Annotated in this window: 13 protein-coding genes; 5 read left to right on the top strand and 8 right to left on the bottom strand. The window is 40.7% G+C overall.

What is annotated here, in order from left to right; genetic code table 11:
- Positions 1 to 30: 30 nt before the first annotated feature.
- The 4 genes from BTV98_RS10050 to BTV98_RS10035 all read left to right on the top strand — a co-directional run bounded on the left by BTV98_RS10050 (position 31) and on the right by BTV98_RS10035 (position 6,452).
- Positions 31 to 3,237, top strand: a complete 3,207-nt coding sequence (locus BTV98_RS10050) for a type I restriction endonuclease subunit R (protein ID WP_075103522.1) — start codon at positions 31 to 33, stop codon at positions 3,235 to 3,237.
- Positions 3,238 to 3,326: 89 nt separating this feature from the next.
- Positions 3,327 to 4,580: a nucleoid-associated protein gene (locus tag BTV98_RS10045; protein WP_075103521.1), complete on the top strand. Its 1,254-nt coding sequence runs from the start codon at positions 3,327 to 3,329 to the stop codon at positions 4,578 to 4,580.
- An 8-nt stretch (positions 4,581 to 4,588) separates the two neighbouring features.
- A complete protein-coding gene (locus BTV98_RS10040; protein ID WP_075103520.1) occupies positions 4,589 to 5,866 on the top strand; it encodes a hypothetical protein in 1,278 nt (425 codons plus the stop codon).
- Between the two features lie 28 nt (positions 5,867 to 5,894).
- Entirely contained in the window at positions 5,895 to 6,452 is a 558-nt protein-coding gene (locus tag BTV98_RS10035) for a hypothetical protein (RefSeq protein ID WP_083606180.1), read from the top strand.
- A gap of 92 nt (positions 6,453 to 6,544) precedes the next feature.
- Here BTV98_RS10035 and BTV98_RS10030 read toward each other — a convergent pair whose 3' ends face one another.
- Entirely contained in the window at positions 6,545 to 7,444 is a 900-nt protein-coding gene (locus BTV98_RS10030) for an SMP-30/gluconolactonase/LRE family protein (RefSeq protein ID WP_075103519.1), read from the bottom strand.
- 73 nt (positions 7,445 to 7,517) lie between these two features.
- On the bottom strand, positions 7,518 to 8,681 hold the full coding sequence (locus tag BTV98_RS10025; protein ID WP_075103518.1) for an iron-containing alcohol dehydrogenase: 1,164 nt from the start codon (positions 8,679 to 8,681) through the stop codon (positions 7,518 to 7,520).
- Positions 8,682 to 8,982: 301 nt separating this feature from the next.
- On the opposite strand from BTV98_RS10025, the gene BTV98_RS10020 reads away from it, so the two are divergent.
- Positions 8,983 to 10,035, top strand: a complete 1,053-nt coding sequence (locus BTV98_RS10020; protein ID WP_075103517.1) for a TRAP transporter substrate-binding protein — start codon at positions 8,983 to 8,985, stop codon at positions 10,033 to 10,035.
- 82 nt (positions 10,036 to 10,117) lie between these two features.
- Here BTV98_RS10020 and BTV98_RS10015 read toward each other — a convergent pair whose 3' ends face one another.
- The 6 genes from BTV98_RS10015 to BTV98_RS09990 form a co-directional block, all read right to left on the bottom strand.
- Positions 10,118 to 10,384 (bottom strand): AlpA family transcriptional regulator, encoded by a 267-nt coding sequence (locus BTV98_RS10015; RefSeq protein ID WP_075103516.1) that lies wholly within the window; start codon positions 10,382 to 10,384, stop codon positions 10,118 to 10,120.
- Between the two features lie 151 nt (positions 10,385 to 10,535).
- On the bottom strand, positions 10,536 to 11,447 hold the full coding sequence (locus tag BTV98_RS10010; RefSeq protein WP_075103515.1) for a hydrolase or metal-binding protein: 912 nt from the start codon (positions 11,445 to 11,447) through the stop codon (positions 10,536 to 10,538).
- A 132-nt stretch (positions 11,448 to 11,579) separates the two neighbouring features.
- Positions 11,580 to 12,698 carry a YqaJ viral recombinase family protein gene (locus tag BTV98_RS10005; RefSeq protein WP_083606178.1) on the bottom strand — a complete coding sequence of 373 codons (1,119 nt, stop codon included), beginning with the start codon at positions 12,696 to 12,698 and terminating at the stop codon, positions 11,580 to 11,582.
- Between the two features lie 108 nt (positions 12,699 to 12,806).
- On the bottom strand, positions 12,807 to 13,799 hold the full coding sequence (locus tag BTV98_RS10000; protein WP_075103514.1) for a DUF932 domain-containing protein: 993 nt from the start codon (positions 13,797 to 13,799) through the stop codon (positions 12,807 to 12,809).
- Between the two features lie 56 nt (positions 13,800 to 13,855).
- Positions 13,856 to 14,137: a hypothetical protein gene (locus BTV98_RS09995; RefSeq protein WP_075103513.1), complete on the bottom strand. Its 282-nt coding sequence runs from the start codon at positions 14,135 to 14,137 to the stop codon at positions 13,856 to 13,858.
- 118 nt (positions 14,138 to 14,255) lie between these two features.
- Positions 14,256 to 15,170 carry an inovirus-type Gp2 protein gene (locus tag BTV98_RS09990; RefSeq protein ID WP_075103512.1) on the bottom strand — a complete coding sequence of 305 codons (915 nt, stop codon included), beginning with the start codon at positions 15,168 to 15,170 and terminating at the stop codon, positions 14,256 to 14,258.
- Positions 15,171 to 15,198 lie beyond the last annotated feature (28 nt).

The raw sequence follows: 15,198 nt of genomic DNA, 5'->3' as shown, positions 1-15,198 counted from the left end.
ATAAAACAGCTATAACTTATAGGGACGGTCATGAGCTACGAATATTCAGAAGATGGCATGGTTGAGGAAGCAACCAAAGACGTATTGATTGAGCTTGGCTGGCGAGTCGTCACAGCTTGGCATAACGAAACCTTCGGTAAAGATGGTCTACTCGGCAGAGAAGACAAGTCAGAGGTTATTCTCACTCGTGAGTTACACCATGCTTTAGTTACCCTAAATCCTGATCTGCCAGACACTGCTTATGAGCAAGCCATTGATACTATCATCCAAAAATCGGCTGACAAAACGCTAGGTAGGATCAATCAAGAAAAGTATAAGCTGCTCAAAGACGGCGTCCCCGTTAAGTTCACTAATAGCGATAATGAGCTTGAAGAGCGTCATCTAAAAGTCTTTGATTATAATGACTATACCAATAATAGCTTTTTAGCAGTCAGGCAATTAGAGGTCATAGGCGATCTTTATAACCGTCGTCCTGACATGGTGGGTTTCGTCAATGGTATTCCATTGGTGTTCTTTGAGCTAAAAGCCCATCATAAAGATTTACGTCACGCTTATGATGATAACTTTACTGATTATAAAGACACCATTCCTACTATTTTTCATTGTAATGGCTTTGTCATTCTAAGCAATGGTATAGATACCAAAGTCGGTACGATAACCAGTCCTTATAAGTACTTCCTTGATTGGAAGCGTATAGAAGAAAACGCAGAAGGTGTAGTTAGCCTAGATACCATGATTCGTGGTACATGCGATCCCAAGCGCCTAATGGATATTTTTGAGAACTTTTTATTGTTTGATACCTCATACGGTGAGGTTGTCAAAATAATGGCAAAAAACCATCAATATATTGGCGTTAATAAAGTCATTGATCAAGTAGATGACATTGAAGACTTGCAAGGCAAGCTTGGCGTGTTTTGGCATACCCAAGGTAGCGGCAAGTCTTATTCGATGGTTTTTTTATGCGAAAAAATCCATCGCACGATGGGCGGCTCTTATACCTTCCTGTTAGTAGTCGATAGAAGCGAGCTGGAAAGTCAGCTTTATGATACGTTCTCAGGTGTTGGCGTAGTAAACGAAAAGCATCTAATTGCAGGTAACAAATCTGGTATAACGGGACGCGAGCACTTGCGTGAGCTGTTATCAGAAAACCATCGCTATATATTTACCTTGATTCATAAGTTTTCTATAGACCCCAAGAAAGAGAGCGAATATCCACTCATTACCAATCGAAAAAATGTCATCGTTATCTCAGATGAAGCCCACCGTACACAAGGCGGTATCTACGCGCGTAATATGCGTTTTTATGGCTTGCCTAATGCCTCATACCTAGGCTTTACAGGTACGCCTATTATCAAGGATGAAGAAGAGCTTACCAAAAATATATTTGGTGATTATGTTTCCGTTTATGACTTTAAACGTGCAGTTGAAGATGGGGCGACGCTACCGCTGCATTATCTAAATAAGGGGGAGCTACTCGAGATCGACAATCCAGATCTCGATGAAAAGATGGCTGAAGCGCTAGAAGATGAGAACTTAGATGAGGAGCAAAGACAAAAGCTCATCTACAAATTCAGTAAAAATTATCCTATATTAACCGCACAGTCACGACTAGAGACCATTGCTAAAGATTTGGTATGGCACTTTAATGAGCGTGGCTATCAGGGTAAAGGCATGCTAGTGACTCTTGATAAGCCGACTGCGGTTCGTATGTATGATCTGATCAAAAACTATTGGGATGAATATCTGGTCGAGCTGCAAAAGCGTATCGATGACGCTGAAGATCTGCAAGAAGCTCAAGAGCTGCGCCGTAAATACAAAAGAGTTACTGAAACTGAGGTTTGCGTTGTAGTCAGTAGTGAGCAAAATGAAGTTGATAAGTTTAAAAAACTGGGACTAGATATCGCGACCCATCGTAAAAAAATGGTAGAGCGTGATCTAGAAAAAGAATTTAAAGATCCTGATAATCCGTTCCGTCTCGCGATTGTCTGTGCCATGTGGATCACAGGGTTTGATGCTCAGTCTGTCTCTACCGTATACCTAGACAAGCCAATCAAAGGTCATACTTTGATGCAGACCATAGCTAGGGCGAACCGTGTCTATGATGATGAAAAAGAAAATGGCTTAATTGTTGATTATGGCAATGTCTACGAGCAGCTAGAAAAAGCATATTCTGTATATGGTGAAGGTGGCAATACTGGTGGCGGAGGTAAGGGAGAGGGCACTGGTAGCCCAATAGAAGATCTATCTGAACTAGAAGAAGAGCTCAGAGCTGCTATTGAAGAGACGACAAAGCATCTTCACTCACTAGACTTTGATCTTGAGTCTCTCAAGAATGCTAATCCAATGATGAGGATAAGCAAAATACAAGAAGCTGAAAACTGCGTGTGTTTAAACGAGGATACTCGCGCTACCTTCGAGGTTATGGCAAGAAACGTCTTTAGGAAATACAAAGCTCTCTTTCCTGAACCGCAAGCCAAAGCTCATACCAAAGACCATAACGCAATTGACGCTATTTATAAGCGCCTCAATAAAAGTGTCAAATCTGCTGATATCACCGAAGTCATGCAAAAGCTACAAATATTGGTGAGTGATAGTATCAGTGTCAAACAAAGTGATCATGTAGACGGTATCTATATTGACCTAAGCAATTTGGATTTTGATAAATTAAAAGGTGCATTTGCTAAGTCTGAGCAAAAAAATACGATCACCTACACCCTGCAACAAATCATTGAGAATAAGCTAAAACAAATGCTGAAGGAAAATCCTTCAAGAGTTAAGTTCTATGAGCGTTATAAAGAAATAATAGATGATTACAATGCAGGTAAATCTCTAGAGAACACGGTTAAGGTTTTTGACGACTTGAACGATTTCGTCAAAGACTTATCTGAGGAAGAGCAGAGAGCTGTAAAAGAAAACTTAGGTGATCAGGAGGTGTTAGCGATTTTTGATCTACTGACTGAAGGTAAGGAGCTTAGCGAAAAAGACGTCAAAGAAGTTAAGAAAGTGGCTAAGAAAACACTAGACGTATTAAAGGCTGAAAAGCTAAATATTGAACGCTGGCGAGAAAGTCGTGAGGTTATTGCGCAGATTAAGATAGTTATCCATGACAATCTGTTATGGCTACCTCAAGAATCATATAGTGATGAAGATGTCGATACTAAAGCAACAGACGTCTATCAGCATATCTTTGCTAGTTATAGAGGCGGTAACGATAGTGTTTATGAGATGAGGGCTTAGATCGAAGTTAGGTTCTATCTCACTATAAATAATGTGACTATGAACTGTAGTCGTTTTTAATCTGTACATATTGACTAATCGGAGTGTAAATGAGTCAACCTAAGGCTGTAGTCCAAGCAAGTATAATCCATCAAATTATCAAAGTGGCTCATCAGGAATCTGTAACGCCTCCATTGATTCGGAAAAATCTTCATGCCGATAGCGTACAAGTGTGCAAATTAATTGAATTTCTTGATGAGCAATTAGAAAAAAATGGATTAGCCCATTCGCATGTTGAAGCTTTTGATATCCCTGATACCTTAGGAGAGGTGCTATCTGACTACCTATGTATAATTAATCTGAAGCTTTTAAATTTTACGAAACCTGCTAATGTAGCTTTTTATAATATATTTGCTCGGGAGCTATTAGCGTCTGTGCCATCTGAACCTGATGAAGACAGATCAGTATTAAGGCAGGAGTCATTAGCACAAACAAGATATAGACGCATCACTAACCATCTTACCAAAGCCTTGCATTATCATGTATATGAAGAACCTATGACTACTGGTGATCATCTACCAATGATCTTTTATACACTAGATGGTATTGAATATCTTGATATTGCTCTATTGAGTCTGACAGATGCAATTACAATAAACGAAGAAACAGGAGAGATCATAGATACGAATCATATTGACGCCTCTAATCTGAAAATTGCATGTCGTATCAATATCACAAAGCTTAAAGATCACAAATACAAAAATTCAGAAAGCACCTATCAAGCTGAGAACTATATACAATGGATCCAAAAAGGAACTAGCAGTAAAATTCCTGAATATATTCAAGATTTCTTACCAATAAGAGTTAGACTTGATGATACCGTAGCAACGACTAAACTAATGAAAAGTTTGATTAATTACCTCGATAAAAGCTCATTCGATGAGAAGTCAAAAAAAGAGATTCAAAGTGAGGTACTTACATTACTTGGTCATAAAGCCAAAACCAAAAAAAGCGTTAATATAGTTGATGAAATAGATCCAATAATAGTAACTAAAAGCACCTTATCTAATCTAACTATAGCGGTTGGAGATAGTTTTAAAACCTTCAGAGAGAATAACGGTTATTCAGCAACTGATGAAAATAATAGCAATGTTTTCGCTCCTGCAAAAAAACCACTTCAAAATTATGAAATGTTTTCTCTCGATTTTGGCGAAATTGGTGACGATGAAATTCTCAAAATTAGTGGTAGCCGTAGTTTACTTGGTGAAGAGGTTAAGCTAAAAGAGAGTGATAATGATGAGGCGATTATCGAAATAAAGGTTAGCTCAGAGAACCTACTAGCAGTTAGAAAACTATTTAAATAGAGGTTCAAATGAACCAACTACGTGAGCAAGTCTTAACTTTGGTGAAACGAAGTCAGAATGTTAAATTCTCTGGCAAGCGTATCACTGGTCGTTTTACTTTCGAAGAAAAGGAAGATATCACGCTCATTCAATCATTTGAAGCTGGGGACTTTGTGAGTATTGCAAAGTTTACTACTAAAGACGATTGTTATGAGATAGATAAAAATATAAATTATAGTTTAACTATTGTCGATACTGCGGATCAGTATGCTTCATATGAAAGCTATATCGAACATGTCCTTGAAGACGAGAGTTATGATACTAGCCCTGATGAAATAATTGTCTATGAAGATAAATATGACTTTAAAAACAGTAGCGATAATACTTTATTACCTACCTTAGAGTTAATTTTTAAATTTATTAACTGCTTGAAAGAGCAGTATTATTTTAAAGACAAACAGATTGTTATTTTTGCTCAGACTCATTGTGAAATTCCAACAATGCCTAGCGGAACTAAGCGTTATTTAGATACCGCTAAGCTTTATCTAAGCTCAGTAAAGACTTCTAAACCTCGTAGTTCAGAATCTGGCAATCTGTGCACTATAATTGAGAAGTTTACTAGCTGGTTAAATGCAGATATCAATAACGATGATGATGAAGTCAAGAAGTCACTTCTAGTTCACGAAACTGAAAGAAATACTATTGTTGCGAGTATAGTTATTGACAGTCTCGTCGGTGTAGAGAAAGAAGATAGAATTTTTTCATTACTCCAAAACTTAGAAAGTACGTACCAGTCTGTACTTTCTAAATACGCTCTCTACCTAGATGACTTTAAGTTTTCGAAATTTAATGACAAAATTACCGAGCATTCTGAAAAGTTTCTTGAAAAAGCTAACGATATAATCACAAACCTACAAACACAGATTTTGGCTATACCTGTAACCATTGCACTTATTTCAATGGCAAAATTTAGTGCGAAAATTAATAGTCTTGTAATTGGTTCAATCTGCGTCTACTCCGTTATGGTGTTGTACGCGACTTTTCAACAGGGCTACAATCTGTGGCATTTGAGATGTCAAATTAATGGATTTGTAGCAGAGAATAAGATACCTGATGCACTGCTTGATAAGTGGAATTCCGAGATTACCCCTGTTAAAGTCAAAATAATCACACATGCTGGATATTTATTATTAGTATGTGCTCTCATTATTTTTGTGATTGTGAACTGCTTGGATTATTTTTACAACTGGAATATGACTACACCATTAGAGCAGTTATTATCAAGCACTAATCCTCCATTAAAATAAAGTAATTAAATGGGTCAGTCTAAATACGATGGATACAGTCGGTAGCGGTATCAAAAAAATGTATCAGATTCAGTCTAAGCGCTTTTTTCCTCTACCAGATTATGACTTAACCCGTGAAAGGGTAGGCGTGAAGTTTACAGGCAAGGTACTTGATCAAGAGTACGCCAAGCAGTTAGCAACCGTGGATAATCTCACACTGCATGACATCATAGCGCTTGATAAAGTCCAAAAAGGGCAGGCGATCACTGAAGAGGAAGCCGATGCGCTACGCAAAAAGTCATTGATAGAAGGACGTAAAAACAGCTATATCATTGCCGCTAATGTTGCTAAGCATACTGAGCAGCAAGCAGAGTATATGCAAATGCGCGGCTTAGATGACATGCATTATCAAAGCTTGATTATAGAATATCTTAAGACGTTTGAGCGAGGCAGACTAGCTGACTTTGATAAAATGCTGGCTAATAAGTTACCGCAAGTATTGGACGATAAACAGCGTAAGAACAAAGTGCGTAATCTATTCCAGGAAATGCGGCGCGATGGTTTTGTGACCTCTAAAAACCAAACTTGGTATCTTGCAAATAGCTAGGTTTAGCTAAAAGGTAGCTATTTGCGGCTAAACGTAGCTAAGTGTAGCTAGATTTAGTTGAAGGCAACTAGATTTAGCAGGCTAAAAAATAATTATGGCGTACCAGCATGACCTACTTTAACTTGTGTAGATAACATCCGACCTTTGGTTTCAGCCTTGCGAGACGCTTCATCCCAGTCAGGTGCAGCACACATAAAGAGTGTTTTCCCCTCTTGTCCACCTAGAGCAACAGCAAAAATACCATCAGGGGCAGTATCGACAATATCTAGAACTTCGCCACCTTCCGCAATACGGACAGCGCGTTGATTCAGCGTGTCTGCAATCCAAACCGCACCTTCAGCGTCTAAGGTAAGGCCATCTGGTAAAATACTTGCGCCTTCTATGCGCACACCGAGGTTTGGCTCATCACCCAATTCACCAAAGTTTGCAAAGTCACGCTTTTCTCCGAGGCTACCATCTTCTTTGATATCAAATTGCGTGATTTTATTGCCAAACAACTCGTTGACGATTAATGTTTTTTCGTCGGCCGATATCACCATACCATTAGGGAAGGATAGACCTTCTGCAACAACTTGCGAGCTTCCATCTGGTTTGACCAATACTAGACCGGCATGGCTATGGTCAGCACCGCCCATCAAGTCAAAACCAAAATTACCAACATAAGCATTGCCATTAGGAGCAACCACCATATCGTTGGCATGCCCATCGCAGTGCTCCCAGATATCAGCATGAACGACTAATTCGCCATCGTCTTCTAAGCGTAAGACTTTACGATCTTTCATCGACACAACCAGCATACGCCCGTCAGGTAGCCAACCTAAACCAGAGGGTTGCTGTTCAATATGGACGATCTTTTCTGCCACACCTTGTTCATTAACGCGATAAACTCCTTGTGTATAAAAATCAACAAACCATAAAGCATCGTTATACCAGCGCGGTCCTTCTAAATAATGAAAGCCATCAACAACAACGTCTAATTTATATTCTGACATGATTATTTCCCTTGAGTAGTGGTTATCTTCCTTGATAAATAAATACAACTGTTTTAAATAATGACAGCTTTTATTAGAGTATCTCCTTATATATGTTTGTTACCTCTTCTAATGACATATCCTTTGGGTTAGTCGCAATAAGGCGAGCGTAAGTATTGGTAACGATATCAGCTAGAACCGGAATATCCTGTTTTGTAATATTTAATTCACTTAAGCGATACTTGAGACCGCTTGTTTCCAAAAATTTTCTTAGTTCAGCAATGAATAAGCCTGCTGCATCTAAGTCTGTTAGGTCAGCGGTTTGACTAGGCATAACGGCATGAGCCAGTTCTGCATAGAGTGGTGCGGCTGTTGATAGATTAAATGAAAAGACGCCACACATGACAAGTGCATTAGCATGTCCATGCGGTACATGAAAGTTAATACTAAGTGGGTAGGAGAGTCCATGAACAGCTGCTACTGATGAGTTGACGAAAGCAATACCAGCCAAGGTTGAGCCCAATAACATATTAGAACGAGCTTCGATATCATCGCCTTGATTCATAACCTGTTCAAAATTACTCCAGAGCATCTGTAGTCCTTTAACAGCTAATGCATCTGAAATAGGGTTTTTCTTAGTGCGACTTGTATATGCTTCAACACAGTGAACCATAGCATCCAAAGCGGTTGCCGCGGTAATATGACGTGGGAGTTTAAGTGTCAGAGTGGCATCTAAAATGGCAACATCAGGCAAGATGTTTGGAGTGTAAATGGCTTTTTTACTACCATCTTGCGCTGTGATAACAGAGACAAAGGTAGATTCTGCTCCAGTACCAGCAGTAGTGGGAATGGCAAATAAAGGCAGTCTATCAAATTCACTAACATCTTGATCCAAAATATCATTTATAGACTCAAAATTGTTAGGATGTAAGGCGACGATTTTTGCAGTATCGATAGAACTGCCGCCACCTAAACCGATAACCAGATCACAATTGCTGTCTCTGGCAGTTTTAATAGCATCATTGACGATCTCAATAGGTGGATCAGCAATGACACTATCGAATACAACAACATTAATACCAGCTTCTTCTAAAGATTGCTGAGCAATATCGACATAGCCTAGATTAGAGATTCCAGTATCCGTAACGATAATAGCTGACGTCGCACGATACTGTTTAGCTAATGTACCGAGCTTCTGACGCATGCTGTCAACTTCACTGATAATATGACTATTGGTATAAAACTCAATCCCTGTCATTTTGTTCTTCCTTGTGTAGATGTATTTTATATAAAATAACGCTAAGTTCGAAGTGCTAGTAACAGAAATTTATCTTATATCAATTTTTGTCATTTAACGTACTAGATAACGTTAAGTTTAATAGCAGAAAGTGTTAGCGACCTTTAAAAATAAAACTTGAGTATCTACGGATTATACACACATTCAGGCATACGTAAAATGATTTGACTGGTATCACTATAACTGTTATTTTTAAACGATTCATACCATACGTTATGTCAAATGATCTCCTACTTGCAATCACTATCAAAAGGAATTAATAGTGAAACTTTTCTCTTTATTTTCTATTACTGCATTTGCAGCTATCAGCTTAATCGGATGTTCTGGCGAAACCGATAAGAGTAGTGAAGTTGCCTCATCACAAGATACCACTGTTCTACGTTTTTCACATTTTTACCCAGCGACATCTGACATTAATGAACAGATTTTTGAACCATGGGCCAAGCAAATTGAAGCAGACTCCAATGGTCGTCTTAAAGTTGAAGTATATCCTTCAGCAACGATTAGTAAAGCAGATACAGCTTATGAGTCTGCCGTAAAAGGAACGATTGATATTGGCTCTCAAGTGCAAGGTTATACGAGTGGTCGATTCCCACTATCCCAGATTGCAGAACTTCCAGGATTGTCTAACTCGTCGACACAAACAGGCTGTATGTTACAAACCCTTTATGAAAATGGGACTATCTCTAGTGAGTACGAAGATTCACATTTGCTTTTTATGTTCGCTACGGGGCCTGGGACTTTACATAGTACAGATAAAATAATAAAAACTCCTGAAGATATGAAAGGTATGCGCATACGTAGACCTTCGGCAGTGGCAGGGGATATCATTGAAAGTATGGGCGCTTCACCTGTGGGGTTACCTGCTACTGATATATATACCTCCTTACAGCGAGGTGTTGTTGATGGCTTAAGCTTTCCATGGGAAGCCATGGAAACTTTTAAGCTTAATGAACTGACGAAATATCATACTAACATGCCATTTTATAGCTCTGCTCTAATGGTAACTATGAATAAAGATAAATACGAAGGTTTGCCAGAAGACTTGAAAAAAGTCGTTGATGACAATTCAGGTATGGCGCTTAGTAAAAAAGTAGGGGCAATGTGGGATGAAACTTACTCGACACAAATACAAGCAGCGATTGAGAGAGGGGATGAAGTAGTTAATATTCCAGACCCACTCAATGATCCGGATTGGAAAGGTCCACTTGAAAAAGGTACAAAAAAATATCTTGATGACGTTAGTGCTTTAGGGCTAGATGCTTATGGTGTTTATGAGGAAGCTAAAGCAGCCAGCGTAGCATGTAAGGTATAACTTATTTAGAATAGCTGGTTCAGTTATAATGACTGATATCAGAATATAACCCCAGTTCATTTATCAAACTGGGGTTTATTGCTTATAGTGACTGTGTTCTGGCTATTATTTTATTCTCAATCCACTGAGAGACTTCGCTCTCAACCCATGCCACTCTACCTTTTGATAGCTTGACCTGAACAGGAAAGGTCGAATCATAACGATCTGATCTTTTATCGAGCATGTCGTAAATTGTTGTGCTACTAAGGCCTGTATAGTATACGACTTGTTTAAGCGGTAGCATACGAGGTATCAGTGGCATGCTTGGTATTGAATTATTCTGTTGAGTGCTTGCGTTTAACTGTTTCATAATCATCTCCTTATAAGTGAATGAGAGCGTGTCCTCTCATATACTTACCGAGTCCTATATTTTTTTACGGCATCCTATAGCGTCCTGTTTTTGCTTAGCCCATAAAAAAAGAGCTGAACGAATCAGCTCCTTTTTATGCTGTGGCTTTAACTTAGCTTACCGCTGTCACGCTTTGCTGTAGCCCCTGCTTTATGCTTGTCACGTCATGCATGGGCAACGGCTTTGGTGAGTTGTCTTGTTGACCTTCGGCATTTTGATCATCACCGTCGCTACTATCAAACGCATCTACCTCGTAGGCCATCTCACTATCGATCTCAAAGCAAGAGTTCACGTAGCCTTGCTTTGCTATAGCTTCTAAAGCCGCTTGATCAAAGCCATGTTCGATCAGCTCATTATCAATGGTTTGCGCATTAGAGACCGCTTCCTTAAGCGTTACCCCCTCACGTAGCGTTAGATCCACAAAGTAGATAGGCGTACGATAGCTTTGCGTCGTACTTTTACCACGTAGGGTGAGTTGCAGCGGCAAGCAAGACAGCTTATTACCGGATACCGCAGCAAAGTAGCGTAAACGAGCGGCAAGCGTACGAATGCTATTAAAGCCAGTTGTGCGAAAGACAAAGGTGCCAAGCTCATCGTCTTCACTTAGATTAACGTAGAGACGACCGTATGGTTTACAGGCTCCGCCTTGAGCTAAGGGACAGCGATCAGGCGAAGGACAAGGCAGTTGCTCCACACCGTTGTTGGTTCGACGTTGGCAGTGCTCACCGTCGCCTACGCATAAGGGGCGTCCCGTTTGTCGATCAAATAGCGTGTATTCTGCTCGCAGGTTTAGCTCAGGATCATTAAATAGCATACGTACGGGTATTTGTCTGAGCTTATCGGTTTTACTTTTACGCAGCACCTCGTTTAGGGGATGATTGATCCAGCCGTCTTTATTTTGCACTTGGCTGGTGATGGTGAATTGATCGTCTTTGGCAGGGAGACGTTTGCCATCTTTTAAGATGACTTTACCGATGCTAATGCGACCAAGTACAGGTGGGGTTATGGTTAGACCTTTAATCATAGTGGTATTCCTTGTGTTTAATAAAATGGGTAAAGCAAATAAAAAGCCCACCTATGAAGGTGGGCATTTATGCGTTTGCTGTCGTTAGTAGGTTTATTGCATGAGTCAATAGTGTGCTTTTGGCATAAGCACTTAATCGCTTAAGACCACAAAGCGGCGACTGCCTTGCTTGGTTTTACTAAACTTGGCTAATAGCTCAGGATGCGCTTTAACAACGGCCTTACTATCAAGACCAACGCTATCTTTAGAGCGCTTCCATGAAATAGCGCCTTGGTTAAATACAGCCACTTCATTGTCTTTAATTAAGTTTTGCAATTGATGCTTCACCTGGTCATGGCGATCTTCTAGTTCCTGCATATAGTCACGGTAGCTCAGCAGTTGCTCATACAGCTTGTTCGCGCCATCATCGTTCTTAAAGTCAATCCTGCTTGACGGCTTAGGCGTTGGATAAAGTAGCTTTAACGCTTTGGCTGCTGACTCGCTATGATCAGGGTTTGGTGGTGTATCAGTCTCTACGTACTGCCAGAACAGACGCTCTTGCTCGATGATCGATTCAATTAAGCGCTCATCACGCTCAACCTTATAGATCTTCGCTTCATGTCCGCATAGCAATACACAGATATGAGCGGCTTGTTTACCAGTAACCGCTAGCTGATGTTGTACTTGGCAAGTCACGTATAACGGTACGCCATCTCGCCATAATTTCGCGCCATGCTCACCAGCGGTTTTGCATTCAAGTACTTGCACTTCCTCGCTACCTGTCACTGCATAGTCAAGATTGGCAAGCATAAAGGCTTTATCGGGCTCAGGGTGTTGCAAGATAGCATTGACGCGCCTTACCTTATTGCCTGTCTTTTCTTGGTAGTACTTAGCGACCATCGGTTCTAAAGTATTGCCCCAATACAGTGGCGCATATCCCTCTAAGCTTTCCTCTAAGTCTGAGCTTGCGCGTCCCGTCTTAATCAGCCATAGCTCTAGCATTGACAAGTAAGGATGAATACCGCAAGCAGCGGCAGCATCACTACTGCCAATCCCTTGACGGCGAATCTCAAGCCACTTGTCACGGCTTAAGTCCTTAGTACTAACCAAGCGCCTGGGCATAGTAGATTTGGTTTGCTTAACGATTTCCTTCTTATTTTGAGTGTTAGTCTTAGCGTTAATGTTAGTATTCGGCTTGGTGTGCTTAGCTTGTACTACTTTACGCTTACGACGACTTGGCTGAACGTTGGTATTTAAAGCGATGGTTTCCATGATAAATTCCTTATAAATGGATTAGTGAATGTGACTGGTTGAATAATCGGCATAGAAAAACCACGCCCTAAGGCGTGGTTGATTGTTTAAATATAAAGCTGTAGCTGATTAAGCCAGCATACGTAGCGACTCTTCTAAGCCTTTCTCCTTCAGCTTAGCTCCAGCACCAAACCACGCTGAGTCTAGTCTGTGATCGGTAGACATAGCACGGCGCTCATGATCCACATACTCGGTCATAGCAGATAGCAGGCCATAAGCGGTATCACGCGCTGAATCGAGATCAGCTCCGCGACCTTGACCGTTAAACATACTCATCACCTGATTCATGGCGCGAGCATTCGGTACGGCGTCCTTTTCTTTCTTAGCACTGTTAAACAGAATGATGTCGTTATCTTGATCGTTGAAGACTCGATTAAGATAGTTTGCCGCTTCTGCTTGAGTAACGCGGCGCTGGGTCAGCTGCTTCATCTCATACATGTGCTCGTTCCACTGCTTGACTGAGACGCCTAGCTGCTGCTTGACGCGATCAGCATCAAAGGAGGTACTATGCGGTACTTTGACCACACCGCCACTACCATCAGCGAGGCTTACCGCTAAGGTGTTATTACACACCACACGGATATTGGTAAACTGCGCTGTCGTTGCTAACGTCCCATCACAAGCGGTAGCCAGCAAAAGGTAGCCATTACTAACATCACCGCCCTTTAGGGTCATGGACTGACCTGTACGAGCAAGAGCCCACATCTTACGACCACCCTTTAAAACGCCAGCGGTCTCAAGCTCAAAGTGTGAGTGCTCGGTTAAGTCACGATAGAACTCTAGAATTTCACGCGGCTGTACTTCTTGATAGCGTTGACTGACCACTGATAACGGCTCAAGCGTATCTGAGCGGTATAACACCTTATTGCTATCAAAAGGCATGATCAGGCTTTGCCCTTTTTCATTACTAGCCATGTAGCTGACATCGGAGGACTCGATACGCCAATCCATACCAGCCTCACGAGCCCAGACTTCGATAGGTTGATTCTTTGGCAACTGGCTACCTAAGCCGTGCCAAGGGGTATCGCCAACATAAGCCATGTTTTCGATTAAATGTGCCATGATTAATTTCCTTTTAGGTTTAATTGTTTATAAGCATTAAGTAATGCGTTTATTCATTAATTGATGGTTGAGAAAATGTGCGTACAGTCATCACAGCGATGCTGCTTATTAACTAGCATCGGTAAAGCGCTATGAAGCTTTGCAAGCTCGATGACGGTTGCAATCGCAGTACCTGCAATCACGCCGATCACAGGATGGACTTTGAATGATTTGCATAGACTGACACCAAGACCAATCAGTGCAGCGGGTGATAACAGCTCATCAATAAGCTGATGGTTAGTACTATCAATCATCACATAAACAGCGGACGACTGACAGCGTGGACATACTGGTTTCATAAGGGCTCCTTATTGCGCGCATAAAAAAGGCCTGCACGAGGCAGGCCTTTAATCAGTGAGTAAGGATGAGCACTAAGACGCTAATGCTCGATCTCATGACAGTAGTATGTATTTAAAATTAGTTTGATATAGGAGGTATTCCACGACGCTTAGCCGTTCTATAAATCCCACGGCCAAAGGTGCGCATGCTAGGTAACCAGACTTTTAAGTGCTGTCCTTGCTTTTCAGGCTTAGTCAAGTATAGCGCTGTACATACAGCGTTCTCTACTTGCTGTGGTTTATCACGGTGAATCATACCAATGCCTAGCTTTCCATTTTTTTGGTAGTTCTGTTTAGTCTCTGCATCATGATAGTTATAGTAGGTGCCTGCACCTGAAGTAATACTCTGCCACTTCTTGCCGACTTCATTAGCCAAGTACCAGTCATCTTGTCGCTTCGCTCCATCGTAGATTAGTAGTAGATGACAGTGTAGACCGCCATTTTCAAACCCTTGCTCTAATGCCCAAGCGTTGCCTTGCAAACTTGCAAAGCAAGTCTCTTTGTTACCGATAAATTCTCGAAGCTTCTTCATGTGCAAGTTGAAGTCCTCGATATTCACCAAGTGACTGCTATCTTGTAAGTATTTCAAATCGACTCGAACGAATAATAATTTTGAATAGTGATTAAGTAAATTTCTGATATAAAACTCAAGATTTTTCATATTCTGTATTTCTTGATAGCGTCGGGCATTATCTTCAATCTCTATCGTGCTTTTATAGCACGATAGATTATTAATAAATTGCTGTGTTTTATCGTGATCCCAAATAACGTCAGACGGATATAAATCACCGACGATAGCATCGGTGCTATAGACAAATGAGTCGATAGTTTGTGAATAAAACAACGTATGATCAAAGTTATCCATGAACGGATGGTATAACCCATTTAAACGAGTTTTGACGTTCTCGAAACAAACAGGGTTAAATATGATATCTCTAACCAGTCTGTCGATGTTAGAGATGAGATGTGATTGGTTGATGAGTGATTGTGACATGAGTGTGCTCCATTGATTTTAAAGTTTG

The sequence above is a fragment of the Psychrobacter sp. Cmf 22.2 genome (genome assembly GCF_001921745.1).
In the GTDB taxonomy this organism is placed as follows: domain Bacteria; phylum Pseudomonadota; class Gammaproteobacteria; order Pseudomonadales; family Moraxellaceae; genus Psychrobacter.
Note: the sequence above shows the minus strand (reverse complement) of the source record. Positions and strands in the feature narration are given on the sequence as shown.